The sequence below is a fragment of the Micromonospora sp. WMMB482 genome, assembly GCF_019038635.1.
GTDB classification, from domain to species: domain Bacteria; phylum Actinomycetota; class Actinomycetes; order Mycobacteriales; family Micromonosporaceae; genus Micromonospora; species Micromonospora marina.
Map to the genome: position 1 here is coordinate 3,801,292 of NZ_JAHOPD010000020.1, position 25,190 is coordinate 3,826,481.

At 73.9% G+C, this 25,190-nt stretch carries 22 protein-coding genes, 3 tRNA genes and 4 pseudogenes; 20 read left to right on the forward strand and 9 right to left on the reverse strand.

All coding sequences use genetic code 11. The annotated features are described in order from the left end of the window. Position 1: 1 nt before the first annotated feature. Positions 2–423 (reverse strand): annotated as a pseudogene (locus tag KSK32_RS19110) (endonuclease/exonuclease/phosphatase family protein); the annotation flags it as partial. A gap of 59 nt (positions 424–482) precedes the next feature. Between KSK32_RS19110 and KSK32_RS19115 the strand changes: the two are divergent. Further along, positions 483–1,064: pseudogene (locus KSK32_RS19115) on the forward strand (IS607 family transposase). Further along, positions 1,061–2,440, forward strand: coding sequence for an IS607 family element RNA-guided endonuclease TnpB (gene tnpB / locus KSK32_RS19120; RefSeq protein ID WP_216932439.1), 1,380 nt, complete (start codon positions 1,061–1,063; stop codon positions 2,438–2,440). Before KSK32_RS19115 ends, tnpB begins: the two are co-directional and overlap by 4 nt. An 8-nt stretch (positions 2,441–2,448) precedes the next feature. Here the strand turns inward: tnpB and KSK32_RS19125 are convergent. Further along, a pseudogene (locus tag KSK32_RS19125) lies at positions 2,449–2,862 on the reverse strand (endonuclease/exonuclease/phosphatase family protein); the annotation flags it as partial. 287 nt (positions 2,863–3,149) lie between these two features. Here KSK32_RS19125 and KSK32_RS19130 point away from each other — a divergent pair. The 8 genes from KSK32_RS19130 (at position 3,150) to KSK32_RS19165 (ending at position 9,277) form a co-directional block, all read left to right on the forward strand. After that, a complete protein-coding gene (locus tag KSK32_RS19130; protein ID WP_216932440.1) occupies positions 3,150–3,671 on the forward strand; it encodes a hypothetical protein in 522 nt (173 codons plus the stop codon). A gap of 192 nt (positions 3,672–3,863) precedes the next feature. Then, positions 3,864–4,913 carry a MoxR family ATPase gene (locus KSK32_RS19135; protein WP_216932441.1) on the forward strand — a complete coding sequence of 350 codons (1,050 nt, stop codon included), beginning with the start codon at positions 3,864–3,866 and terminating at the stop codon, positions 4,911–4,913. Further along, a complete protein-coding gene (locus KSK32_RS19140; protein WP_216932442.1) occupies positions 4,910–5,926 on the forward strand; it encodes a DUF58 domain-containing protein in 1,017 nt (338 codons plus the stop codon). The genes KSK32_RS19135 and KSK32_RS19140 overlap by 4 nt, the downstream gene beginning before the upstream one ends. Then, positions 5,923–6,882 (forward strand): VWA domain-containing protein, encoded by a 960-nt coding sequence (locus tag KSK32_RS19145; RefSeq protein WP_216932443.1) that lies wholly within the window; start codon positions 5,923–5,925, stop codon positions 6,880–6,882. The genes KSK32_RS19140 and KSK32_RS19145 overlap by 4 nt, the downstream gene beginning before the upstream one ends. A 39-nt stretch (positions 6,883–6,921) precedes the next feature. Next, entirely contained in the window at positions 6,922–7,782 is an 861-nt protein-coding gene (locus KSK32_RS19150; protein ID WP_216932444.1) for a S1C family serine protease, read from the forward strand. Positions 7,783–7,923: 141 nt separating this feature from the next. Continuing rightward, positions 7,924–8,220 (forward strand): hypothetical protein, encoded by a 297-nt coding sequence (locus KSK32_RS19155; RefSeq protein ID WP_216932445.1) that lies wholly within the window; start codon positions 7,924–7,926, stop codon positions 8,218–8,220. Positions 8,221–8,229: 9 nt separating this feature from the next. After that, positions 8,230–8,655, forward strand: a complete 426-nt coding sequence (arfB, locus tag KSK32_RS19160) for an alternative ribosome rescue aminoacyl-tRNA hydrolase ArfB (protein WP_216932446.1) — start codon at positions 8,230–8,232, stop codon at positions 8,653–8,655. 49 nt (positions 8,656–8,704) lie between these two features. Next, on the forward strand, positions 8,705–9,277 hold the full coding sequence (locus tag KSK32_RS19165; RefSeq protein WP_216932447.1) for a GNAT family N-acetyltransferase: 573 nt from the start codon (positions 8,705–8,707) through the stop codon (positions 9,275–9,277). 19 nt (positions 9,278–9,296) lie between these two features. Here the strand turns inward: KSK32_RS19165 and KSK32_RS19170 are convergent, their stop codons facing one another. Both KSK32_RS19170 and KSK32_RS19175 read right to left on the reverse strand, forming a co-directional pair. Further along, positions 9,297–10,181 (reverse strand): 3-methyladenine DNA glycosylase, encoded by an 885-nt coding sequence (locus tag KSK32_RS19170; protein ID WP_216932448.1) that lies wholly within the window; start codon positions 10,179–10,181, stop codon positions 9,297–9,299. 34 nt (positions 10,182–10,215) lie between these two features. Beyond that, a complete protein-coding gene (locus KSK32_RS19175) occupies positions 10,216–11,685 on the reverse strand; it encodes a hypothetical protein (RefSeq protein WP_216932449.1) in 1,470 nt (489 codons plus the stop codon). A 201-nt stretch (positions 11,686–11,886) separates the two neighbouring features. Here KSK32_RS19175 and KSK32_RS19180 point away from each other — a divergent pair, with 201 nt between their 5' ends. The 4 genes from KSK32_RS19180 (at position 11,887) to KSK32_RS19195 (ending at position 13,241) form a co-directional block, all read left to right on the forward strand. Continuing rightward, complete coding sequence (locus KSK32_RS19180; RefSeq protein ID WP_216932450.1) at positions 11,887–12,690, forward strand: fumarylacetoacetate hydrolase family protein; 804 nt, start codon at positions 11,887–11,889, stop codon at positions 12,688–12,690. Positions 12,691–12,797: 107 nt separating this feature from the next. Then, a tRNA-Gln gene (locus KSK32_RS19185) sits at positions 12,798–12,869 on the forward strand. Between the two features lie 76 nt (positions 12,870–12,945). After that, positions 12,946–13,018, forward strand: a tRNA-Glu gene (locus KSK32_RS19190). 150 nt (positions 13,019–13,168) lie between these two features. Continuing rightward, a tRNA-Glu gene (locus KSK32_RS19195) sits at positions 13,169–13,241 on the forward strand. A 228-nt stretch (positions 13,242–13,469) separates the two neighbouring features. On the opposite strand, the gene KSK32_RS19200 is transcribed toward KSK32_RS19195, so the two are convergent. Continuing rightward, positions 13,470–14,156, reverse strand: coding sequence for an IclR family transcriptional regulator (locus KSK32_RS19200; RefSeq protein WP_013284529.1), 687 nt, complete (start codon positions 14,154–14,156; stop codon positions 13,470–13,472). 49 nt (positions 14,157–14,205) lie between these two features. Between KSK32_RS19200 and leuC the strand changes: the two genes are divergently transcribed. The 4 genes from leuC (at position 14,206) to KSK32_RS19220 (ending at position 19,223) form a co-directional block, all read left to right on the forward strand. Further along, positions 14,206–15,648 carry a 3-isopropylmalate dehydratase large subunit gene (leuC, locus tag KSK32_RS19205; RefSeq protein WP_216932451.1) on the forward strand — a complete coding sequence of 481 codons (1,443 nt, stop codon included), beginning with the start codon at positions 14,206–14,208 and terminating at the stop codon, positions 15,646–15,648. 14 nt (positions 15,649–15,662) lie between these two features. Further along, complete coding sequence (gene leuD / locus KSK32_RS19210) at positions 15,663–16,250, forward strand: 3-isopropylmalate dehydratase small subunit (RefSeq protein ID WP_216932452.1); 588 nt, start codon at positions 15,663–15,665, stop codon at positions 16,248–16,250. Between the two features lie 160 nt (positions 16,251–16,410). After that, complete coding sequence (locus tag KSK32_RS19215; protein ID WP_018786283.1) at positions 16,411–17,013, forward strand: HU family DNA-binding protein; 603 nt, start codon at positions 16,411–16,413, stop codon at positions 17,011–17,013. Between the two features lie 134 nt (positions 17,014–17,147). Continuing rightward, complete coding sequence (locus tag KSK32_RS19220) at positions 17,148–19,223, forward strand: endonuclease/exonuclease/phosphatase family protein (RefSeq protein ID WP_216932453.1); 2,076 nt, start codon at positions 17,148–17,150, stop codon at positions 19,221–19,223. A gap of 6 nt (positions 19,224–19,229) precedes the next feature. On the opposite strand, the gene KSK32_RS19225 is transcribed toward KSK32_RS19220, so the two are convergent. From KSK32_RS19225 to cofC, 4 genes and pseudogenes are all read right to left on the reverse strand, one after another. Continuing rightward, positions 19,230–20,147, reverse strand: coding sequence for an NUDIX hydrolase (locus KSK32_RS19225; RefSeq protein WP_216932454.1), 918 nt, complete (start codon positions 20,145–20,147; stop codon positions 19,230–19,232). A gap of 7 nt (positions 20,148–20,154) precedes the next feature. Next, positions 20,155–22,461 carry an RNA degradosome polyphosphate kinase gene (locus KSK32_RS19230; RefSeq protein WP_216932455.1) on the reverse strand — a complete coding sequence of 769 codons (2,307 nt, stop codon included), beginning with the start codon at positions 22,459–22,461 and terminating at the stop codon, positions 20,155–20,157. A 54-nt stretch (positions 22,462–22,515) separates the two neighbouring features. Further along, on the reverse strand, positions 22,516–22,713 hold the full coding sequence (locus KSK32_RS33500) for a cold-shock protein (protein WP_043330566.1): 198 nt from the start codon (positions 22,711–22,713) through the stop codon (positions 22,516–22,518). A gap of 39 nt (positions 22,714–22,752) precedes the next feature. Next, positions 22,753–23,361 (reverse strand): annotated as a pseudogene (gene cofC / locus KSK32_RS33505) (2-phospho-L-lactate guanylyltransferase); the annotation flags it as partial. Between the two features lie 95 nt (positions 23,362–23,456). On the opposite strand from cofC, the gene KSK32_RS19240 reads away from it, so the two are divergent. Both KSK32_RS19240 and KSK32_RS19245 read left to right on the forward strand, forming a co-directional pair. Then, positions 23,457–24,182, forward strand: coding sequence for a 1-acyl-sn-glycerol-3-phosphate acyltransferase (locus KSK32_RS19240; RefSeq protein ID WP_216932457.1), 726 nt, complete (start codon positions 23,457–23,459; stop codon positions 24,180–24,182). Continuing rightward, complete coding sequence (locus tag KSK32_RS19245) at positions 24,179–25,186, forward strand: NAD(P)H-dependent glycerol-3-phosphate dehydrogenase (RefSeq protein ID WP_120571211.1); 1,008 nt, start codon at positions 24,179–24,181, stop codon at positions 25,184–25,186. Before KSK32_RS19240 ends, KSK32_RS19245 begins: the two co-directional genes overlap by 4 nt. Positions 25,187–25,190 lie beyond the last annotated feature (4 nt).

Consider the following 25,190-nt stretch of genomic DNA (forward strand, 5'->3'; position numbering starts at 1 on the left):
CTCAGCCGGCGGGCAGCCGCAGCTCGGCCAGCAGCGCGCGGTGGTCGCTGCCCGGCACCGGGTGGGTGCCGGCGGAGCGCACCGCGATGCGCCGGTCGACGAGCACGTGGTCGATGGTGACCGGCGGGATGGGGTCGCCGTCGTACGGGCCCCAGGTGCCGCCGAGCCCGGCTCCCGTGACGTCCGCCGCGTCGGTGTAACCGGTGGCGATCAGGGCCCGCAACGCCGCGTGGTCGAGCGTGGCGTTGAAGTCGCCGGCCAGCACGCTCAGCCCGCCGTCCGGGGTGGCCGGCGGCCGGTGTCGCGCAGCGGGTGCCGGGCGTACACGCCGGAACCGGTCGAGCCGACCTCGGGGGTCAGCACCCGATGCGGCAGCAGCGTGGCCAGGCCGAGCCGGTCCAGCTCGGCCGCCAGCGGCGGGGTTAACAACTACCGGCGTTTCGGTCGTCATTAGTGTTCAGTAGTCGCCTATAGTGAGCGCTGTGAATTTGAAGGAATGGGCAGCGGCTACCGGGATCTCGTACGCGACGGCACGACGGCGGTACGAGTCCGGGACGCTGCCTGTTCCCACCTACCGGATCGGGCGCCTGATCATGGTCGGGGAGCCGGTCACCGCAACGTCGGCTGGGGCCGGGCAGACCGTGGTGTATGCCCGGGTGTCGTCAGCAGATCAGAAGGCAGACTTGGACCGGCAGGTCGCCCGGGTCACCGTGTGGGCCACCGGGTAGAGACTTGGCGTGGACCGGGTGGTGACCGAGGTCGGGTCCGCGCTGAACGGGCACCGTAAGGAGTTCCTCGCGCTGTTGCGCGACCCTGCCGTGTCGACGATCGTGGTGGAGCACCGTGACCGGTTCGCCCGTTTCGGTGCCGAGTACGTCGAGGCCGCCCTGTCCGCGCAGGGCCGTCGGCTGCTCGTGGTGGATCCGGCTGAGGTTGATGACGACCTGGTCCGGGACGTGACCGAGATCCTGACGTCGTTGTGCGCCCGCCTGTACGGCCGCCGTGCCGCCGCGAACCGTGCTCGCCGCGCGGTCGAGGCCGCCACCGAAAGCGGTATGGCGTGAAGACGATCCAGGCGTACCGGTTCGCCCTCGACCTCACTGCGGGCCAGGAACGCGACGTGCTCGCCCATGCCGGGGCGGCCCGGGTCGCGCACAACTGGGCACTCGCCCGGGTGAAGGCGGTCATGGACCAGCGGACCGCCGAACGCTCTTACGGCGTGCCCGAGGATCTGCTGACGCCGTCGCTGTCCTGGTCCCTCGCTGGGCTGCGCAAGGCGTGGAACGCCGCGAAACCCGGTGTGTCCCCGTGGTGGGGCGAGGTGTCGAAGGAGGCGTTCAACACCGGGCTGGACGCCCTCGCTCGCGGGTTAAAGAACTGGGCCGACTCCCGCAAGGGCGCACGCGCCGGGCGGCCGGTCGGCTTCCCCAGGTTCAGGTCCCGCCGCCGCACCACACCGTCCGTGCGATTCACCACCGGCGCGATCCGGGTCGAGCCTGACCGGATGCATGTCGTGCTGCCCCGCCTGGGCCGGTTGAAGCTGCACGAGTCGGCCCGTAAGCTCGCCCGCCGCCTCGAAACGGGCACGGCGCGGATCATGTCCGCGACCGTGCGGCGGGATGGCGGACGCTGGCACGTCGCGTTCACCGTCGAGGTCGAGCGGGCCGAACACCGCCCTGCCCGGCCGCAGTCGGTGGTGGGTGTGGACGTCGGGATCAAGCACCTTGCGGTGCTGTCCACCGGCGAGTTGGTCGACAACCCGCGCCACCTGGTCGCCGCGCAGCATCGGATGCGCGCGTTGGGCCGGGCGCTGTCACGCAAGACCGGCCCGGACCGGCGCACTGGCCGCCGCGCGTCGAAGCGGTGGGAACGAGCAGCGGCCCGGCTCGGCCGGGCCCACGCCCGGGTGACGAACCTGCGCCGTGACGGCCTGCACAAGCTCACCACCCGCCTCGCCCGCGAGCACGGCACGATCGTGGTGGAAGACCTCAACGTCGCAGGCATGCTGCGTAACCGCAGGCTGGCCCGGCACATCGCCGACGCCGGATTCGCGGAGATCCGCTGCCAGTTGACGTACAAGATTTCGTGGAACGGTGGCCGGCTGCTGGTGGCCGACCGCTGGTATCCGTCCTCGAAGACCTGCTCGGGCTGCGGCGCGGTGAAAGCCAAGCTCGCCCTGTCCGAGCGCACCTACGTTTGCGAGGCGTGCGGTCTGGTCCTCGACCGCGACCGCAACGCCGCGCTCAATCTGGCCGCTTTGGCGGCTGAGTTCGACACCACCGGGAGTGGCCCGGTGGCAGCACGTGGAGCCGACCAGAAGACCCGCCCACGCGGGCAGGTGGCCGTGAAGCGTGAACCCGGCACGGCATCCGCCGGTCAGACCGGGACCGTCCTGCCGCAAGGCAGGACTACCAACTGTGTGCTCGCTAGAGCCCACTGAAAGGTAACGGTGAGTTCCTGCACCGTGAGCACGTCGACCCGGCGGGTCCGGACCAGGTCCACCAGCGCCGCCGGGTCGGCCGAGCCGAGGAGCAGGTTGGCGGTGAGCAGGCGCAGCACCGGCCCGTCCGCGGCGGGCCGGTCGCCGGGAATCGCGCGGGGCACCACCGCGCCGATCAGCGCCACCGCGGCGAGGGCCGCGACCGCCGCCGGGGCGCGGCGCCGCAGGGCGAGCGCGGCCACCGCCACCACCGGGGCCACGGCGGCGACGTACGGCGTGAACGCGATCGCCAGCACCAGCGGGCCGCGTTCCAGCCCGGTCAGGCGTACCAGCGCCCACGCGGCGACCGGCGCGACCGCGAGCCAGCACGCGACGGTGGCCGGGCGCCCGCCCCGGGTGCCCGCCCGGGGCAGGACCGGCATGGTGATCATGATGGTCAGGCTACCCGGATCAGGGGCGGCGCGATGCCCCCGAAACAATTTCGTGAATTGTTCCTCACAATTTTCTGGCACCTTTTCGGATCGGCCGGACACGCAATGAACCTATTGACCGCCCACTTTTTCCGGTGCTAGGTTCAACCTGGTTGAGAAGTCGCGACTCTCTGTAGTAAGGCCAGCTCGCGAGCGGTGCGCTCCCGGCGGATACCCGATGATCCGCAATTCGACGCGCGCAGTCGCCGTATCACCACGGTCTACCAAGGGAGAAACTCATGGCCACATTCCTCAAGCGGAAGGCGACGGTGGTGGCGCTCGCCGCGCTGTCGCTCACCCTGGCCGGCGGCGGAATCGCCGCGGCCGCCCAGTCGGAGGCGAGGCCGCAGCCCGGCCCCCGGCACTCCACGACGCAGCCGCCGGTGACCGCCGCCGAGCGGCAGGCCGCCCGCACCGCCATGCGGGCCACCCTGGCCCCACCGGCCGCCGGTCAGGTCGCCTGGGCGGTCGTCGCGGCCAACGGCACGCTGTTGCAGCACTCCGGCAACGTGGTGTCCTCGTTCCGGTTCACCCCCGGCCCGGGCGTGACCGCCGGGCAGTACCAGGTGCTGTTCGACTACAACGTGTCCGCCAAGGCGTACCACGTGTCCATCGGCACGAACGACTCGGCGAACGTCCCGCCGGGCGGCGAGATCTCGGCCGCGCCCCGCACGCTGACCCCGAACGCGGTCTTCGTGCAGACCCGCAACTCCACCGGCGGCGCCTCGGACCGGCCGTTCCACATCCTGGTCGCCAACTGACCCGTCCGGCCCCGCACCGGCCCCCGCTCCGGCGGGGGCCGGTGTCGTGTTCCGTGCCGGTCCGGCCGGTGCCGCGCCGCTTCGTGCCGTTCCCGCCCGGCCGGGGAGATGCTGCCGGTGCGGCCCGCCGACCACCCCCCAGGGGCCGATAATCCGACGTTTGTCGCCGGTCCGGCACGGGAAGCAAGCACCGTGACGGACATCTCGGACACCCCGGCCAGCGTGCTCAGCCCGGTCGACGCCGACGCGAGCGGCGTCGAGCTGGAACAGACCCTCGTCGAGGTCAAACGCGTGATCGTCGGGCAGGATCGGCTCGTCGACCGCCTGCTCACCGCCCTGATCGCCGACGGGCACTGCCTGCTGGAGGGCGTACCGGGGGTCGCCAAGACGCTGGCGGCGCAGACACTTGCCACAGTGGTCGGTGGCACGTTCTCCCGGATCCAGTTCACCCCCGACCTGGTCCCCTCCGACATCGTCGGCACCCGCATCTACCGCGCCTCCACCGAGCAGTTCGACGTGGAGCTGGGGCCGATCATGGCGAACCTGGTGCTCGCCGACGAGATCAACCGGGCTCCGGCCAAGGTGCAGTCGGCGCTGCTCGAGGCGATGGCCGAGCGGCAGGTCTCCATCGCCGGCCGGAGCTGGCCGGTACCGGACCCGTTCCTCGTCCTGGCCACCCAGAACCCGATCGAGTCCGAGGGCGTCTACCAGCTCCCCGAGGCGCAGCGCGACCGCTTCCTGATGAAGGTCGTGGTCGACTACCCGAGCGACGCCGACGAGCTGGCCATCCTCTACCGGATGAGCACCGAGCGCCCCGCCGCGCACACCGTGCTCGACCCGAACCGGCTGCGCGAACTCCAGCGCCGCGCCAGAGACGTGTTCGTCCACCACGCGCTGGCCGAGTACGTGGTCCGCCTCATCCTCGCCACCCGCGACCCGGAGCGCTTCGGCCTGCCCGACGTCGCGCCCCTGCTGGCGTACGGGGCCAGCCCCCGGGCCACGCTCGGCCTCGTGGCCGCCGCCCGCGCCCAGGCGCTCATCCACGGCCGGGACTACGTGCTCCCCGAGGACATCCGGGAACTGGCGGTGGACGTGCTGGCCCACCGGCTCGTGCTCTCCTTCGACGCGATCGCCGACGGGATCTCCGGCGAGGACGTGGTGCGCCGCGTGATCGAAGCGGTGCCGCCGCCCCGGCTGGTGAACGGGCCCACGGAGACGGTGAACGACCTGGCGGCGGCATGACCGGCGCAGCCGAACCCGGGCTCGCCGATCTCGCCCCGGACCAGCGGCTGCGCCGGCTGGAGCTGACCGTGACCCGACGGCTCGACGGCCTGCTGCACGGCCGGTACCGCGGCCTGCTGCCCGGTCCCGGCAGCGAGGCGGCCGGCAGCCGCGAGTACCGCCCCGGCGAGGACGAGGTACGCCGGATGGACTGGGCGGTCACCGCCCGGACCACCGTCCCGCACGTCCGCGAGGTCGACGCCGACCGGGAACTGACCACCTGGCTGCTCGTCGACGCCAGCCCCAGCATGGAGTACGGCACGTCCACGCTGGACAAACGGGAACTGGCGGTGGCCGCCGTGGCGGCTGTCGGCTTCCTCACCGCCGGAGTCGGCAACCGGCTCGGCGCCCAGGTGCTCACCCCGGACGGGCTGCGCCGGTTCCCGGCCCGCAGCGGGCGTACCCATCTGCTCGGGCTGCTCCGCGCGCTGCTCGGCGCCCCGCGTACCGCAGACCTGCCGGACCCCGGCGGCCCGGGCGCGACCGGCGCGGGCCCGCGGGACGCGGCGCCGGGCCTGGCCGACGGGCTGGACGGGCTTCAGCGCGTCGCCACCCGGCGCGGGCTCGTGGTGATCGTCTCCGACTTCCTCGACGAACTGCCCGACGACCCGGACGCCGCGCCGCCGCCGTGGGCCGCCGCGCTGCGCCGCCTCGCGGTACGGCACCAGGTGCTCGCGGTCGAGGTGACCGACCCGCGCGAGCTGGAACTGCCGGACGTCGGCCTGGTCACGCTCGTCGACCCGGAGAGCGGCCGGCACCGTGAGGTGTGGACCGGCGACCCGGCCCTGCGCGAGCGGTACGCGCGCGCCGCCGCCGAGCAGCGCGACCAGGTACGCCGCACACTGCGCCGGGCCGGCGCGACCCACCTGGCGCTGCGCACCGACCGGGACTGGTGCGCGGACGTCGTCCGGTACGTGCACGAGCAGCGCCGGCTGGCCACCGTGCCGGCCGCGGCCCGCGGAGGTGTCGCATGACCTGGCAGTCACCCGCCCGCCTCTGGCTGCTGCTCGCCGTCGTCGCGCTGGTCGCCGGCTATCTGGTGCTGCAACGGCGGCAGAGCCGGTACGCGGTGCGTTTCACCAACCTGCGCCTGCTCGATCGCGTCGCCCCGCGGCGGCCGGCCTGGCGGCGGCACGTCCCGGCGGGCCTGTTCCTCGCCATGCTGGCGTTGCTCGTGGTCGGGTTCGCCCGGCCCGAGGCGGAGGTGCGGGTGCCCCGGGAGCGGGCCACGGTGATGGTCGCGGTGGACGTCTCCACCTCGATGCTCGCCGGGGACGTGGACCCGGACCGGCTGACCGCGGCCAAGGAGGCGGGCCGGCGGTTCGCCGACGGGCTGCCGGACGAGTTCAACGTCGGCCTGGTCGCGTTCGCCGGCAGCGCGGCCGTGCTGGTGCCGCCGAGCACCGACCGGGAGGCCCTGCACGACGGCATCGGGCGGCTGGCCGAGGGCATCACCGGCGTGCAGGGCACCGCCATCGGCGAGGCGATCAGCACCTCTCTGGGCGCGGTCAAGAGCCTGGACGCCACCGCCGCCAAGGATCCGCCGCCGGCCCGGATCATCATCCTGTCCGACGGCGCGAACACCTCCGGCATGGACCCGATGGAGGCCGCCGACCAGGCGGTCGCCGCGAAGGTGCCGGTACACACCATCTCGTTCGGCACACCCGGCGGCTCGGTCGACCGGGGCGGCCGGGCGATCCAGGTGCCGGTGGACGGCCAGACGCTGCGGGCGGTCGCCGAGCAGACCGGCGGCGGCTTCCACGAGGCGTCCACCACCGCCGAGCTGAAGGACGTCTACGAGGACATCGGCACCTCGGTCGGCTACCGCACCGAGCGGCAGGACGTCTCGGCCCGCTTCATCGGCCTCGGGCTGGTCCTGGCGATGGGCGCCGCGGCCGGCTCGCTGCGGTGGTTCTCCCGGCTGCCCTGATCCGCCCACCACTACCGCACGACATGTGAGGAGCCAGGAATGGCAGTGCAGACCGGACTCGGCGAGCCACGCGGACCGTGGTTCGTCTCGCCGGAGCTGGACCCGGACGGGCGCGGTCACCGGGACGTACCCGGCGGTGGGCCGGAAGCCGGGCGGCAGAGCCTGCGGCACCGGCTGCTGAGCGTGGCGGCGGTGGTGGCGCTCTCCACCGTCTCCGGCGCGGCGGCCGGCACCTGGGCGGCCGACCGGGGCGCGCCGGGACCGGAAGCGGCGTCTGCCGCGCCGGTGCCGGCCGAGCTGGTCACCGCCGCCGGCAAGACGGTGCCCGGGGTGGTCTCGGTGTTGGTCGGGGGCCGCTCCGGCGCGTCCGCGTCCGGCTCCGGGTTCGCCATCGACAACGAGCAGCACATCGTCACCAACGACCACATCCTGGCCCGGGGCGGTTCCGGCGCGGTCATGGTGGAGACCTCGGACGGGCGGCGGTTCCCGGCCGAGGTGGTGGGCCGGGAACCGGCCAGCGACCTCGCCGTGCTGAAGGTGCCCGCGTCGGCCGGGTTGCCGCCGTTGCCGCTGGCCAAGGCGAACTCCACGAGGGTGGGGGAGCCGGTGCTCGCGGTCGGGTCGCCGCTCGGGCTCGCCGGGACGGTCACCGCGGGCATCGTCAGCGCGCTCAACCGGCAGGTACGGATCGGCAACGGCCGGCACACAGCGGTGCAGACCGACGCCTCCATCAACCCGGGCAACTCCGGTGGTCCGCTGGTGAACGCGCGCGGTGAGGTGGTCGGCGTGAACACAGCGATCGCGACCATCGACGGCAACGGCTCGATCGGCATCGGCTTCGCCATCCCGATCGACCAGGTCCAGCAGACCGCCGACACCATCATCGGCAAGGGCGGCTGAGCCGCCGGGCGCGGTCGCCCCCGCGGAGCTGATCCGGCGCTGACCTGCACAGGAGCCGCAAGAACGGTGCGAAGTGTCGGATATCCGGCGTGGGATCATTGGGGCATAGAAATATTACGCTGAGTATGAATACTGGCGGAGGTGGAGCAAGCTGTCGTTGCGGCCCTCCTCGTGGTGGGCCTGATCATCGGCGCCGGTGTCGGCGCCTCCTACGCACGTGCGAAACGCGGCTGGACGGACTACCGGACCATCCGGACCAGCGTCCCCGGTGCCCGGCGCAACGCCTGGCTCGCGATTCGGGGCGTGGCCGTCAAGCTCGCGGTGATCGCCCTGCTGCTCGTCGGCGCGGCCGCCTACGCGGCGTCCGGCGGCGACGAGGAACGAGCCGATCCCACCCCGGGGGCCACCCCCACCCCGAGTAACCGCGCCGGGCGCTAGCCTCGGAGAGTGGACGACGGACTGCGGGTCACCGATCGGCTCGTGGTGCCCGCCGCCGAGCTGCGGGAACGGTTCTCCCGTTCGTCGGGGCCGGGTGGCCAGGGAGTCAACACCACCGACTCCCGGGTGGAGCTGAGCTTCGACCTGGGCGGCTCGCCGAGCGTGCCGGAGACGCTGCGGGAACGGGCGCTGGCCCGGCTCGCCGGCCGCCTGGTCGGCGGCGTGCTGACGGTCACCGCCAGCGAGCACCGCGCCCAGCTGGCCAACCGGGAGGCGGCCCGCGAGCGGATGGCCGCGCTGCTGCGCGAAGCCGTCGCCCCGCCGCCGAAGCCGCGCCGGGCGACCCGCCCCTCCCGGGGCGCCAAGGAGCGTCGCCTGGCCGAGAAGAAGCGTCAGTCCCAGCGCAAACGCGACCGCCGGGTGGACGGCGACTGACCGAAAACCCGTTGAGCCGCCGAGCGCGCCGCCCGGAGAATTTCGCCCCGTGATCGACTTCTCCGTCAAGCCCACCCTCACCGGCGAGCGGGTGGTGCTGCGCCCGTTCCACGACGACGACCTGCCGGCGCTGGCCGAGATCCTGGCCGACCCGGAGGTGGCCCGGCTGACCGGCAGCCCGGCAGGCGAGACGTTCGAGCCGTCCCGCCTGCGGGCCTGGTACGGCACCCGCAACAGCCAGGACGACCGGCTCGACCTCGCGGTGGTGGACCGGGCCGGCGGCGCCTGCGTCGGCGAGGTGGTCCTCAACGAGTGGGACCGGGCCAACGCGAGCTGCAACTTCCGCACGCTGATCGGGCCCCGCGGCCGCGACCGCGGCCTCGGCACCGAGGCGGTCCGGCTGATCGTCGGGTACGGCTTCGAGCAGCTCGGCCTGCACCGCATCGGCCTGGAGGTGTTCGCGTTCAACCCGCGTGCCCGGCGCGCCTACGAGAAGGTGGGCTTCGTCACGGAGGGGACGCTGCGCCAGGTGCTGCGCGACGGCGACGACTGGGTGGACGCCACTGTCATGTCGATCCTCGCCCCGGAGTGGAACCGGCATCGGGGGCACCCGGAGGGTTGAGCCGAGGGCGGCCCGGCGCTCAGCGTCGGTCGGCCGGCACGGCCCGGTCCAGCGCCGCCAGCAGCCGGGCGCGCAACCCGGCGGCCCGCTCCGCGAACCCGCGCTGGGCGGCGGCGTACTCGGCCCGGCCCTCCGGCGTCTCCACAGGCACCGGCGGGTAGCCCAGGTCCGCCAGGTCGTACGGACTGGCCCGCATGTCCAGCGCCCGGATCTCCCGGGCGAGCGCGAAGCAGTCCGCCACCAGCTCCGACGGCACCAGCGGCGACAGCTTGTACGCCCACTTGTAGAGATCCATGTTGGCGTGCAGGCAGCCCGGCTGCTCCAGCGCGTGCTGGCCCTCCCGGGTGGGCTGGAGCACGTTCAGCGGCCGGGCCGGCGCGGTGAAGAACCGGAACGCGTCGAAGTGGCTGCACCGCACGCCGCGCTCCTCGACCACCGCCGCCGTCGCCGCCGGGCTCAGCCGCAACGGCCAGGCGTTGTGCCGTACCTGCTCCTGCGTCTGCCGGTAGACCATCGCCCACTCGTGCATGCCGAAACAGCCGAACTGCGCCGGACGTCCGGCGGTCGCCGCGAGCAGCGTACGGATCCAGGCGATCGACTCGGCGCGCCGCGCGCGTACCCGATCGGTGTCGAGGGCGAGCCCGGCGGTGCTCGCGGTGTAGTCCGGGCCGAAATCGCCCGGGTCGGCGTCGCGCAGCACCACGCCCGCACCCGGGTGCCAGCGGCGCAGCTGCGCCGGGCGGTGCGAGTAGTAGGTGAACAGGAAGTCCTCCACCGGGTGCTTCACCCCGGTGCGGCGGCGGGCCAGGTGCGGCGTCAGCCAGGCGTCCACCCGCGCCTCGTGGGCCTGCCGGCGCGCCTGCCAGTCGGCCAGGTCGAGCGCGGGAGCGAGGGCGGCGGTCACACACCCCAGGGTACGACCGCCGCCCCCGCCCGGTTCACGCCACGTCCACCCGCACGCCCGCCGAGAAGACGCCGCTGCGCAGCTCCAACCGTTCCGGCGGCTCGTCGCCGCGCATGGTGAACACCAGCGGCAGCAGCACCCGCCGCCCGGCGGCCACCGGCTGGGAGAAGACGTCCCGGCCCAGGTTCGCCACCCGGGTCGCGTCCTCGTCGGCGGCGACCCAGTTGCCGCTGGGCAGGTACGCCCGCTGCAACTGCCCGTGCCAGGTCTGGTCCTCGTTGGTGAGGTTGCGCACCCCGACCGTGGCCAGGCACGGCCGGCCGCCGCCGGGCGCCGGTGGCAGGACGGCGGCGCCGCAGCTCACCCGGTAGACGGTGAACTCGAACGCGGTCTCGCGCAGCGGCTGGCCCAGCGCGCCGGTGACGCTGCTGCCCACCCACGCGCCGCTCGTCGGCTGCTTGGCGGTGTCGATCGCGGCCACCCGCTGCGTGGCCGACCAGGCCGCCACCCCCACCACACCGGCGAGCACCGCCGCCGCCACGCCGACCACGAGCCAGACCGGCGGCCGGCGACGACGGCTCGCGGGCGACGGCACGGCCGTACGCGGATAGACGGTGCCGCGCTCAACCGGCCCGCTTCGGCCCGGTATGCCGTGGCCAGGGCCGCCCTGGCCGTGCCCGGCTCCGCGCGGCATGCCGGCGCCGGGCACGCCGCCTTCGGGGACACCGGTGTGCACGGCGCCGCCGCCGGGCGTACCGGTGGGCGTCGAGGCGCTTCCCGCGGCCGTGCGCCGGCGGCGGCGCCACACCGCCCACCACACCACACCGGCGGTGACCACGAGCAGCGCCGTGAACGCGCCGAGCAGCACCGGCGGCCGCCGCCAGGCCGGGGCGGCGGTGACCTGCGCCGCCGGGGCCGTAGCGGCGCCCACCCAGGTCGCCGTGGCGCAGTCGATCGGGCGGGTGCCGTCCGAGCCGTAGACGCAGGTGGGCGCGGTCACCGAGCGGCCCGGGCCGGGGACCGACAACGCCGTGTGCAGCGTGGTGGTGCTCTTCGCCGGCAGCCGCAGCCGCCAGGTCACCTCACCGGCGCTCGCCCCGGCCGGCCGGCTGGTCCGGCCACCGCCGGTCACCGTGGTGGCCCGTGACCCGTTCGGCAGCTCCTGCCGGACCATCGTGTCGACGGGTGCCGAGCCGGCGTTGCGGACCTCGATCCGGTAGCCCGGCGCCGGTGTGCCCGACGCGCCCACCGCCACGCTGACCGGGGGCATCGACGGCCGGACCGGGGCCGGGCCGGTGGTCGGCACCGCCGGGGGCACCGCCGGCACGCCGGTCGGGATCGGGGTGGCCGCGGCACCGGGGATGACCGCCGGTGGTGGGGCCGGACGGGCGGGGGCGGCTTCCGCGCGGGGTGCCGCCGGGGACAGCGCCGGTACGGCGGCGATGACGCCGAGGCAGTTCACGAACACTGCCAGGGCCCTCTGGTGTCGTCTCGATGCAGGCATACCAACGAACCTCCGGACCCGAAGCTATGGGCCGGGGCCCGCCGGGCGGGTACGAAGCCGCGATTCCCGCCCCGCCCGGCGCGATCACGCGTACCCTGGGCGGCTCTTGCCGGTCCGGTGCCGCCGGCCGCCGGCGAGGGGGCGGCGCGCGGCCCGGCCGGTGTCCGCCGGGCGGCCCGCGGGCGGGGATAGATTGGCCGGGTGCGTATCGCTCGTTTCGCTCATGCCAAGGGAATGTCGTTCGGGGTCGTCGAGGGCGAGCCGGAGGCCGGGCCGCAGGGCCTGACCATCGCCGAGATCGAGGGCCACCCGTTCGGGCAGATCCAGTTCTCCGGCGCCCGCTGGGCGCTCTCCGACGTCCGGCTGCTGTCGCCGATCCTGCCCAGCAAGGTGGTCTGTGTCGGCCGTAACTACGCCGAACACGCCGCCGAGCACGGCAGCGAGGTGCCGAAGGAGCCGCTGCTCTTCCTCAAGCCGTCCACCTCGGTGATCGGCCCGCGCGACGCCATCCGGCTGCCGATCTTCTCCAAGCAGGTCGAGCACGAGGCGGAACTCGCGGTGGTGATCGGCGCCCCGGGCGCCCGCCGGGCCGACCGGGCCGCCGCCGAGCGGGCCATCCTCGGCTACACCTGCGCCAACGACGTCACCGCGCGGGATCTCCAGCGCTCCGACGGGCAGTGGACCCGCGCCAAGGGCTTCGACTCGTTCTGCCCGATCGGGCCGTGGATCACCACCGGGCTCGACGTCAGCGACCTGGAGATCCGGTGTGAGGTGGGCCGCGACCCGGAGGAGATGGAGGTACGCCAGCTCGGCCGGACCAAGGACATGGTCTTCGACGTGCCCGGCCTGGTGTCGTACATCTCGCACGTGATGACGCTGCTGCCCGGCGACGTGGTCCTGACCGGCACTCCGGCGGGGGTTAGTCCGCTCACCGAGGGGGATACGGTCACCGTGCGGATCCAGGGGATCGGGGAGCTGAGCAACCCGGTGGTGCCTGTCGCCTGATTCGCTCCGATGCCTCGTTTCCGCTGGTCAGGTGGGTTTCGAGGGGTTGGATTTGGCCTGTCGGCACCGGGAGGGTAAAGTTCATTCCCGGCGCCGCAAGGGGCCAATGGGGTATGGGGTAATTGGCAGCCCGACTGATTCTGGTTCAGTTAGTCTAGGTTCGAGTCCTGGTACCCCAGCGCAGCCGCGGGTTCGCGAGAACCCTCGGACGCTGGATTCCGGCAGTTCACGCTGGCGGAGTGCAACGAAGGTTCTGGCCCCGTCGTCTAGCGGCCCAGGACGCCGCCCTCTCAAGGCGGTAGCGCCGGTTCGAATCCGGTCGGGGCTACAGCACCGACAGCCCGTCCCGTTTTCCGGGGCGGGCTTCCTGCTGTCCGGCCCACGTGCGCAGGGGATGACCCCCCTCGTGGTGCCGGACGGGATGCCGCTAGACTACTGTCACACCGCCCGGCAGGGTGGTGAAGCACGAAAAGTGCCTGGCCCCGTCGTCTAGCGGCCCAGGACGCCGCCCTCTCAAGGCGGTAGCGCCGGTTCGAATCCGGTCGGGGCTACAACCCACGAACGGCCCGTCTCGCGTCCCGCGAGGCGGGCCGTTCCGCATCCCACCTGCCCCCTCCCGCCCTCGGCCCCCGGCCCCCGGCCCGCCACGTTGATCATGAAGTTGGCGGCGTTTTCGATCTCCCTGACTGCCGCCAACTTCATGATCGACCTGGTGGGCGGGCGGGCGGGTGGGAGGGAGTGGGTGGGAGGGGGAGGGAGGGGGAGGCGGGGGGTGGGCGTCAGAGGCCGGAGAGGCGCTGGCCGGCCCGGACGACGGCCATGGCGTGGCGTTCGCCGGGGCGGCGGCCGAGGCGCTCGATCGGGCCGGAGATGCTGATCGCGGCGATCACCCGCCCGGTGCGGTCGCGGATCGGCGCCGAGACGCTCGCCACACCCGCCTCCCGCTCGGCGACGCTCTGCGCCCAGCCGCGCCGCCGCACCTCGGCCAGCGTGCGGCCGGTGAACTTGGAGCGGGGGAGCAGCGGCATGACCGCCTCCGGCGGCTCCCAGGCGAGCAGGATCTGCGCCGCCGATCCGGCGGTCATCGGCAGCACCGAGCCGACCGGGACGGTGTCCCGCAGGCCGCTGGCGCGCTCGGCGGCGGCCACGCAGATCCGCTCGTCGGCGCGGCGCAGGTAGAGCTGGGCGCTTTCGCCGGTGGCGTCCCGTAGCGCGGCGAGCAGCGGCTCGGCGGCGGTCAGGAGCACGTCCGGGGCCGCGTTGGCCAGCTCGCCCAGGCGTGGACCCGGGCGCCAGCGCCCCTGGGTGTCCCGGACGAGCATCCGGTGGATCTCCAGCGCCTGTGCCAGCCGGTGCGCGGTGGCCCGGGGCAGCTTGGTGCGTTCAACGAGTTCGGCCAGGCTGGCGCCGTCGACACAGGCGGCCAGGATGACCACCGCCTTGTCGAGAACGCCGACACCGCTCATACTGTGTCCCACAAGCCGAAATTTACCTCCCAGAATTTAGGATGTCCAGATGGTGGGAGTCACTCGACCGAGAACCCTGGCCGAGAAGGTCTGGGACGCGCACGTGGTCCGCTCCGCCGACGGCGAGCCCGACCTGCTCTTCATCGACCTGCACCTGCTGCACGAGGTGACCAGCCCGCAGGCGTTCGACGGGCTGCGCCTGGCCGGGCGCGGGGTGCGCCGTACCGACCTGACGATCGCGACCGAGGACCACAACACCCCGACCGGGTACGACGACCCGGCCTTCCGTTCCCGGCGCGGCGACCTGCTCACGATCGCGGACCCCACCTCCCGCACCCAGATCGAGACGCTGCGTCGCAACTGCGCCGAGTTCGGTGTCCGCCTGCACCCGCTGGGCGACGAGAACCAGGGCATCGTGCACGTCATCGGCCCGCAGCTCGGCCTCACCCAGCCCGGCATGACGATCGTGTGCGGGGACTCGCACACCGCCACCCACGGCGCGTTCGGGGCGCTGGCGTTCGGCATCGGCACCAGTGAGGTCGAACACGTGCTGGCCACGCAGACGCTGCCGCAGGCCCGCCCGAAGACCATGGCGGTGAACGTCGTCGGCGAGCTGGCGCCCGGCGTCACCGCCAAGGACCTGGTGCTCGCGCTCATCGCGCAGGTCGGCACCGGCGGGGGGCGCGGTCACATCGTCGAGTACCGGGGCGAGGCGATCCGCGATCTCTCGATGGAGGGGCGGATGACGATCGCGAACATGTCCATCGAGTGGGGCGCCAAGGCCGGCATGATCGCGCCGGACGAGACCACGTTCGCGTACCTGAAGGGGCGGCCCAACGCGCCCCAGGGCGACGACTGGGACGCGGCGCTGGAGTACTGGCGGACGCTGCCCACCGACGAGGGCGCGACCTTCGACACCGAGGTCACGCTGGACGCGAGCCGGATCACGCCGTTCGTCACCTGGGGCACCAACCCCGGGCAGGGCGTGCCGCTGGGCGCCACCGTGCCGGACCCGGAGGAGTTCGTCACCGAGCCGGAGCGGGTCGCCGCCCGCCGGGCGCTGGAGTACATGGACCTCACCCCGGGCACCCCGCTGCGCGACCTCGCCGTGGACGTGGTGTTCGTCGGCTCGTGCACCAACGGCCGGCTGGAGGACCTGCGGGCCGCCGCCGAGGTGCTGCGCGGGCGCCGGGTCGCCGACGGCGTACGCATGCTCGTGGTCCCCGGCTCCGCCGCCGTCCGCGAGGCCGCCGAGATCGAAGGGCTGGACAAGGCCTTCACCGACGCGGGCGCCGAGTGGCGCTTCGCCGGCTGCTCCATGTGCCTGGGCATGAACCCGGACACGCTGAAGCCCGGCGAGCGCTCCGCCTCGACCTCCAACCGCAACTTCGAGGGCCGCCAGGGCCGGGGCGGGCGTACCCACCTGGTGTCCCCGCCGGTCGCCGCCGCCACCGCCGTGGCCGGTCGGCTGGCCGCCCCCGCCGACCTGTAGAAGGGCAGCGACAGATGGACAAGTTCACCACTCACACCGGCACGGCCGTGCCGCTGCGCCGATCCAACGTGGACACCGACCAGATCATCCCCGCCGTGTACCTCAAGCGGGTGACCCGGACCGGGTTCGCGGACGGTCTGTTCAACGCGTGGCGGGAGGATCCGTCATTCGTCCTCAACGATCCCGTCCATTCGGGTGCGTCGATTCTGATCGCCGGCCCCGAGCTCGGCACCGGATCCTCCCGGGAGCACGCCGTCTGGGCGCTGCGGGACTGGGGCTTCCGGGCCGTCATCTCGCCTCGCTTCGGCGACATCTTCCGTGGCAACGCGCTCAAGGAGGGTCTCCTTCCGGTCGAGCTGGAATTGAAAGCCGTGGAAGAACTGTGGGATCTCGTGGAATCCGAGCCGACCACGCCGATCACCGTCGACCTCGCCGCCCGGCAGGTCCACGCCGGTGACGCCACCTGGGCGTTCCCGCTGGACGACCACAGCCGTTGGCGGCTGATGGAGGGCTTGGACGACATTGGACTCACCCTCCGGCACGAGGCCGAGATCGGCGCGTACGAGGCCGGCCGGCCGGCGTTCCTGCCCTCGATCGCCTGATCTCCAGCGCCATTCGCCCCCACCGGATGCATCCGGTGGGGGCGAATCCGTTGCGACACAAGGGCTTTTTTCCACCGAATGTTTGTGTCCAGGCAGCACAGGGCATACCGTGCGCGCAGAATGGCTCGCGTCGAGTCAGTTGCACAATCGGGAGGAAGTCGTGAACAAGGCCGAGCTCATCGAGGCGCTCGCCGTTCGCCTGGGGGACCGGAAGACGGCGACGGCCGCGCTCGACGCGGTTCTCGCTGAGGTCCAGGCGGCGGTCACCAAGGGCGAGAAGGTGGCGATCACCGGTTTCGGAGCGTTCGAGAAGCGCGTCCGGGGAGCCCGAACAGCGCGCAATCCGCGGACCGGCGAGGCGGTGAAGGTCAAGAAGACCTCCGTCCCGACGTTCCGTGCGGGCGCGGGCTTCAAGGAGATGGTGGCCAGCGGCAAGGTGCCCAAGGACACCGCCGCCGCGAAGAAGACCACCGGGGCCGCCAAGGCCACCGGCGGCCGGACCACCGCCGCCGCCAAGAAGACCACGGCGGCGAAGGCCACCAAGACCACCGCGACCAAGAAGGCCGCGCCGGCGAAGAAGGCCGCCGCGACCAAGACCACGGCGGCGAAGAAGACGACCGCGGCGAAGTCCGCCGCGGCGAAGAAGACCACCACCGCCAAGAAGACGACCGCGGCGAAGTCCACCGCGGCGAAGAAGACCACGGCGGCGAAGAAGGCGCCCGCGAAGAAGGCGCCGGCCAAGAAGGCCGCCACCCGGCGCTGACCGGACGGCCCACGAAAGGGCGCCCACCGTTCGCGGTGGGCGCCCTTTCGCATGGGTACGCGTTGACCGCCCGCCGTCGCGCCCCGCAGAATCGCCGTGCCGAAAACCCCCGTCGGTCACGAGAAGAGGCGCCCGTGCGGCACCGTCACCTCTCCACCCTCACGCTCGCGCTCGGTGTCGCGGTCCTGCTGGACGTGTTGCGGGTCTGGCTGCCGTCGGTCATCACCCTGTTCGGCCGGGCCGCCGAGACGCCCGCCGAGCTGCTCGGCGCGTTCGCGCTCGGCTGGTTCGTGCTCGCCCTCGCCGCGCCCACGCTCGTACGCCGCGTCGGCGCCGCCCCGGTCGGACTCGCCGCCGCCGGTGTGCTGGCGGTGGCCCGGCTGGCGCTCACCGCGCAACCCGGCGGCCCGGCCCAGCTCTGGTCGGCGTGCGCCGGGCTGCTCGCCGGCCTGATCTGGCTCGCCGCCGTCGCCGCCTCGGTGCCCCGGCCGGTCGCCGGGCTGGCGCTCGGCCTGGCCGGGAACGCGGTCGGGCACGCCCTGCTCGGCACCGAGGATCTGGTGTGGCGCGGCGGCGTGCTGGGGTGGACGCTGAGCGCCCTGCTGGCGCTGGGGTTTCTGGCGACGTCGGCGGCCGCACACGGGCGAGGGCGGTCTCCCTCGACGGCGGATGACGGGCGCTCCGCCTCCACGGCGGGCAGCGGTCGCCCAGCCGTGGCGGCGGGCAACTGGCGCACCGCCGATGTGGCGGGCGACGGCGACGCCGGTTTGCGCCGGACGCGCACGCCGGGACGCCGGGCCTGGTTGCTGTGCGGACCGGCGCTGCTGCTCGCCGGTCAGGTGGCGCTCGCCCCGGCGATCTGGAGCGCCGCCGCCGGCACCGGATCGCCCGGCTTCCCCGGCCTCGCCCGCCCGGCCGGCGGATCCCCGCTGGGCGCCCTCGCGGTGCTGCTGTTCCTCGCGGCGGCGTTGTTCCGGGTGCCGGTGCGCCTGGCCCGGCTGCTGTGGCCGTCGGCGCTGCTCGCCGGGTCGGTGCTGTTCGTGACCGGGCGTCTCGTGCCGGCGTACCTGCTCACCGCCGTCGGGCTCGGCGGCTGCCTGGCGCTCACCGACACGGCCGCCGGCGGCGACCGGGCCGCCGCGACTGACGACCAAGCCGCCGCGACTGACGACCGGGCCGACGACGACGGGCGGGCGGGGGCGCGGCGCGGCCGGGCGGCGGCGCTCGGGATGCTGGTGTTCGCGGTGGCCACGGTGGCCTACTACGCCGCCTACGACCTGGGGTACCCCAACGGCTGGGCTCCGGTCGCCACGGCCGTCCTGATGGCTCTGGTGGCCGCTACCGCGCCTCTCCGGCCCGCCCCGGCGGCCCCCGGCCCGGCGCCGTCCGGCGCGGCGTCACCCGGGCCGGTGCTGCCCGCCCCGGTCCGGGTCGCTGCCCTGGCGGGCCTGACCGCCCTGGCCGGGCTCGCCGCCGTGCTGCACGTGCCGGCCACGAACGCCCGGGCCACGACCGCCACGGCGACGGTACGGGTGGCGGCGTACAACATCCGGATGGGGTTCGGCCTGGACGGCCGGCTGGACCTGGACGCCGTGGCGCGGGAGCTGCGCGGCGCGGACGTGGTGCTGCTGAGCGAGGTCGACCGGGGCTGGTGGCTCAACGGCGGCCACGACACGCTGGCGCTGCTGGCCGGGCGGCTGGAGATGCCGTACGTGTTCGCGCCCGCCGCCGACCCGGTCTGGGGCGACGCGGTGCTCAGCCGGTTCCCGATGCGCTCCGGGCAGACCCGGCGGCTGACCGCGCACGGCGCGCCGACCGGGGCGCAGGCCCTCGGCGTCACGCTCGACCTCGGCGGCCGGGAACTGGCGGTGGTGGCCACGCACCTGCAACCGCCGCCCGGCCGGGATCCGGTCGAGCAGGCGGGTGAGGTGGCCGCGTTCGCCCGGCGGTACGCGAACGGCCGTCCACTGGTGCTCGGCGGCGACCTGAACACCGAGCCGGACGACCCGGCGTTCGCCGAGTTCACCCGCACGGGCCTGGTGGACGCGCTGGCTGCGGCCCGGCCACTGCGAACCAGCCCGGCCGACGATCCGCGCACCCAGATCGACCACGTCTTCGTCTCACCGGGCCTGACCGCGGGCGAGGTACACGCGCCGCGCACCGAGGCCAGTGACCACCTCCCGGTGACGCTCACCGTGACGCTGCCCTGAACCGTCTCACAGGCGATCGGCGGCGACCAACCGGTCACCGGCGAACGACAGCAGCCAGCCGCCGCCCTTCGCGGTGGTGAAGTCCTCGTCCACGCGGCCGGTGAGCCGCTCCAGCGCGCCCGGGATCACCTTGCCCTGGCTGCACACCGCGACCGTCCCGACGGCCTGGGCCAGCACGGTCAGCCGGGCCGCGGCGGCGAGCGCGCACTCCTCGACCTGTTGGCCCGGCGCCGGCTCGTCGAAGTCCCCGCAGACCTCGATCGGCAGGTCCAGCCGGGCCGCCGCCGGGTCCAGCGTCTGCACGCAGCGCCAGGCCGAGGCGGAGAACAGGCGGCCCGGGCGGACCAGCGCGACGAGCGGGACCAGCGCCCGCGCCTGCGCCCACCCCTGTTCGTCGAGTGGGCGGCCGTGGTCCGGGCCGGTCCAGGTGCCGCGCTTGCCGGCGTGCGCGTGCCGGACCAGCAGCACCGTCGCGGTGACCGGCGGCAGCGCCGCGAACGCGGCGATCACCTCGGCGTCGTGCGGGTAGCTGACCCGGCGTACCGCGTCGTCGACCGGGAACCAGCCCACGTCGTCGACCTCGGTGCCGGGCTGGAAACCGCCGGTGCCGGCCGCCCGCATGGACCAGTAGTCGACCGCCTTGGCGAGACCCTCGCTGCGGTAACGGACGGTGGGCAGGCGTACCTGCGGCACCCCGCGTACGTCGGTCTCCTCGGCCACCTCGCGGACGGCTGCCACGAGCGGATGCTCGCCGCGGTCCAGCTTGCCCTTCGGCAGCGACCAGTCGCCGTAGCGGGGGCGGTGCACCAGGCAGACCTCGACGCCGGCCGGACCCGGGCGCCACACCACGCCCCCCGCGGCCCGGATCCGCACCGGTTCGTCGTCGCTCACCCGCTCACCGTATGCCCGCCCGGCACGCGCCACGGCCCGGTCAGTCCGCCCGGCCGCCCACCCGGCGCAGCAACAGATCCTGGAGGTGGGCGAGCGGCACGTCGCCGTCCCCGGTACGCCGGTGCCAGGTGCCGTCCGCGGCCAGCTCGAACGCGTCCACGTCGGGATCGAACGCGGCGGTGAGGACGTGGTCCAGTTCGGCCCGGGCCACCGGGTCGCTCACCTGCACCAGCGCCTCCACCCGGCGGTCCAGGTTGCGGTGCATCAGGTCGGCCGAACCCATCCAGAACTCGGCGTCGCCGTTGTTGCCGAACCGGAAGATCCGGGAGTGTTCCAGGAACCGGCCGAGGATCGAGCGGACCCGGATGTTCTCCGACAGCCCCGGCACGCCCGGCCGCAGCGTGCACATGCCCCGGATCAGCAGGTCCACGTGCACGCCGGCTCGCGACGCCCGGTAGAGCGCGTCGGTGATCTCCTCGTCCACCAGGGAGTTCACCTTGAACTGCACGAGCCCCGGCATGCCCAGCCGGACGTGCTCGATCTCCCGGTCGATGCGTTCGATCAGGCCGCTGCGGATGCCCTGCGGCGCCACCAGCAGCCGCCGGAACGCGGTCTGCCGGCTGTAGCCGGTGAGCACGTTGAACAGGTCGGTCAGGTCGGCGCCGATCTCCGGGTCGGCGGTGAGCATGCCGAAGTCCTCGTAGAGCCGGGCCGTCTTCGGGTGGTAGTTGCCGGTGCCGATGTGGCAGTAACGGCGGATCTGGTTGCCCTCCTGGCGTACCACCAGCGCGGTCTTGCAGTGCGTCTTGAGTCCCACCAGGCCGTAGACCACGTGGCAGCCGGCCCGTTCCAGCGTGCGGGCCCAGCCGATGTTCGCCACCTCGTCGAACCGTGCCTTCAGCTCGACCAGCACCACCACCTGCTTGCCGGCGGCGGCCGCGTCGACGAGCGCGTCCACGATCGGGGAGTCGCCGCTGGTGCGGTAGAGCGTCTGCTTGATGGCGAGCACGTTCGGGTCGGCGGCGGCCTGCTCGACGAAGCGCTGCACGCTGGTCGCGAACGAGTGGTACGGGTGGTGCACCAGCACGTCGCCGTCGCGCAGCGTGGCGAAGACGCTGCGCGGCACCTCACCCTCGGCCAGCCGCGGATGGGTGGCCGGCACGAACGGCGGGTCCTTCAGGTCGGGCCGGTCGGCCTCGCCGTAGACCTGCCAGAGCGCGGACAGGTCGAGCAGTCCGCGTACCCGCAGCACGTCGTGGCCGTCCATGTCCAGCTCGCGGACCAGCAGCTCCAGCATGTGGTCGGAGATGGACGCGGCGACCTCCAGGCGTACCGGCGGGCCGAACCGGCGCCGGGCCAGCTCCCGCTCCAGCGCCTGGAGCAGGTCCTCGTCGCGGTCCTCGTCCACCTCCACCTCGGCGTTGCGGGTCACCCGGAACAGGTGGCACTCGACCACCTGCATGCCGGAGAACAACTGGCCGAGGTGCACCGAGATGAGATCCTCGACCGGCAGGAACCGCACGCCCGGCTGGTCGTGGTGCACCCGGACGAACCGGGGCACGTTGTTCGGCACCTTCACCCGGGCGAACAGCTCCGAGCCGCCGTCCGGGTCGCGTACCGAGACGGCCAGGTTCAGCGACCGGCCGGAGATGTACGGGAACGGGTGCGCCGGGTCGACCGCCAGGGGGGTGAGCACCGGGAAGATGTGCTCCCGGAACCAGGTGCGCAGCCGCTCGCGCTCGGCGTCGTCCAGGTCGCTCCAGCGCAGTATGCGGATGTCCTCGGCGGCGAGCTTCGGCAGCACGTCGTCGACCAGGCAGGCGGCGTGCCGGGCGACCAGGCCGGCCGCCTTGCCGGTGATGAGGTCGAGCTGGGTGCGCAGTGGCAGCCGGTCACCGCCGCGTACCGGCAGCCCGGCGGAGAGCCGACGCTTCAGCCCGGCGACCCGGACCATGTAGAACTCGTCCAGGTTGCTGGCGAAGATCGCCAGGAACTTCGCCCGCTCCAGCAGCGGGACGCGCGGATCCTCGGCGAGCGCCAGCACCCGGGCGTTGAAGTCGAGCCAGGACAGCTCCCGGTTGAGGAAGCGGTCCTCCGGCAGCGGCGGCGCGGACGGCGGGCCCGCGTCCGCAGGCGTCTCGTCGGCCGGGCCGGGGCCCTCCACCGGGTCGAGCGGCTCGTCCAGTCCGGTCGAGCCGGCCGCGTCCGGGTCGGCGCCGAGGCGCTCCTCCGGCGGCCGGGTCTGGCGGAACCGCCCGTCCGGGCCGCGGGTGCGGCGGCCGTTGCGGGGGGTGCCGGGGTCGAGGATCGGCGGCGGACCGTCGGGGTGCTCGCGAGGGGTGCTCACCACCTCATGATTCCCCGATAAGGGTGAACGGAAAATGAACTCGGGCCAGGTTGTTCACGCCATCGTCGGCAAGGTCACCCGGACCACCTCGCCGTCGGCGTCCCGCTCGATCCGGACACGCTGCCCCAATCGGAGCAACCGCAGCCCGGAGGCGTCGAACGCGCGGGCCGGGAACGCCAGCTCGGTGCCGTCGTCGAGCAGCAGCACGCCGCTGCGGGTCGACGCGTCGTAGGTCGCCACCGTCCCCTGCATGCCAGCACCGTACCGGACCGCCCCGCCGACCCGGGCCAGCAGCGCGGCGGTGCGCGGCCCCACACCCAGCCCGGCGGCGTCGGCCAGGTCCGCCGGGGTGTCCACGTCGCGGCGCAGGCTGGGCCAGTCCCCGGCGAGCGGCAGCGCCCCGCCCGCCGCGTGCGCCGCGGCCGAGCCGGGCCCGAACCGCGGCGCCAGCGGCGCACCGGCCGGCGCGGCGAGCAGCACCGTGCCTCCGCCCGGGGCATCAGCCACGAACCCGCGTACCCCGCGGGTGGCCCGCAGCGCGGCGGCCAGCTCGACCGGTCGCAGCGCCGGCAGGTCGGCGGTCAGGCCCGCCACCGCGGCGCGCGGCCCGGCGACGGCCGCGCCGTGCCGGAACGCCGCGTTCAGCCCGCCGCCGGGGTCGCCGGCGACGCGGGCGCCCGCCGCGCCGGCCGCCGCGGTCACCCGCGGGTCGTCGGTGACCACGAGCACCCCGGCGACCGCCGGGCACGCCCGCACCGCGCGCAGGGTGTCGGCCGCCAGGGCCAGCGCCAGCTCCTCGTGGGGTACGCCGGGCAGCGCGCCCCGCAGACGGCTCTTCGCCGCCGGAAGGCGCTTCACCGGCATCACCACGGTCCAGCGGGCCTCAGACACGCCGACCATCCTGCCAGCGAGGGCGCCGGTACCCGCACTGGCCGCAGCGGGGCCGAACAGGCATGATTCTGTGCCGGGGCGCGAGGGCGGATCGAGGAGGCACTGTGGCACGGCGCAGGCTGGGGTTCTGGCGACGGCTCGCCGTGGTGCTGGTGAAGCCGCTGATGACCGTCTGGACCCGGCGCACCTGGCGGGGCATGGAGCACCTGCGCCCCGACGGCGGCGTGATCCTCGTGCCGAACCACATCTCGCACGCCGACCCGCTCGTGGTCGCGCACTACATCTACGACGCCGGGCGCTGGCCGCGCTTCCTCGGCAAGGCCAGCGTGTTCCGGGTGCCGGTGGTCGGCTGGATCCTGCACCGGTGTCGGCAGATCCCGGTCGAGCGAGGCACCGTCGAGGCGGTCAAGTCCCTGGACAAGCTGGTCGCCGCGCTGGCCGAGGGGGGCGCGGTGGTGATCTACCCGGAGGGCACCACCACCCGGGAGCCGGACCTGTGGCCGATGAAGGGCAAGACCGGCGCGGCCCGGCTGGCGCTGGCGACCGGCGCCCCGGTGGTTCCGATCGCCATGGTCGGCCCGGAACGGATGTTCGACCCGCGTACGGCCCGGTTCGGGCTGCGCCCGCGCACCCCGGTGACTGTCGTCGCCGGGCCGCCGGTGGACCTGAGCCGCTGGGCCGGCGCCACGCCGACCCGGCCGATCCTGGAGGAGATGACGGACACCATCATGCTGCGCATCCGAGATCTGGTCGCGGAGATCCGCGGCGGCACACCACCGCCGCTCTGGCAGCGACCCGCCCGCACCGGCGCCCGGGAGGTCACCGAATGAGCGGGCACGTCGCCGTGTTGGGCGCCGGTTCCTGGGGGACCGCGTTCGCCAAGATCCTCGCCGACGCCGGGCGGGACGTGACGGTCCTGGCCCGCCGGGCCGCCGTGGCCGAGGCGATCCGGACCGGGCGGCACAACCCGGAGTATCTGCCGGGCGTGCGCCTGCCCGAGCGGGTGACCGCCACCGGTGACGCCGCTGAGGCGATCGAGGGGGCCGAGGTGGTGGTGCTGTCGGTGCCCTCGCAGACGCTGCGCGGCAACCTCGCCGACTGGACGCCGTACCTGGCTCCGGACGCCACGCTGGTGTCGCTGATGAAGGGCATCGAGCTGGGCACCACCAAGCGGATGAGCCAGGTGATCACGGAGACCGCCGGGGTGCCCGCCGACCGGGTGGTGGTCGTCTCCGGGCCCAACCTGGCCCCGGAGATCGCCGCCGAGCAGCCGGCCGCCACCGTGGTCGCGGGCACCGACAGCCGGCGGACCGCGCTGGTGCAGGCGTCCATCCGGACGCCGTACTTCCGCCCGTACACGAACGACGACGTGATCGGCTGCGAGCTGGGCGGCGCGGTGAAGAACGTGATCGCGCTGGCGTACGGCATCGCCACCGCGATGGGCTTCGGCGACAACACCCGGGCCATGCTGATGACCCGCGGCCTGGCCGAGACCGCCCGGCTGGGCGTGGCGCTCGGCGCCGACCCGATCACGTTCGCCGGGCTGGCCGGTATGGGTGACCTGGTCGCCTCCTGCTCGTCGCCGATGGCCCGCAACCGCACCTTCGGCGAGCACCTGGGCCGGGGCGAGACGCTGGAGCAGGCCCAGGCGGCCACCCGGCAGACCGCCGAGGGCGTCAAGAGCTGCCTGGCCATCCGCGACCTGGCGCGGGCGCACGGCGTGGAGATGCCGATCACCGAGCAGATCGAGCGGATCTGCCACGAGGGGATGGATCCGCGCCTGGCGGTGGACGCGCTGATGAGCCGCACCGCCAAGCCCGAGTCGTACGAGTGAGCGG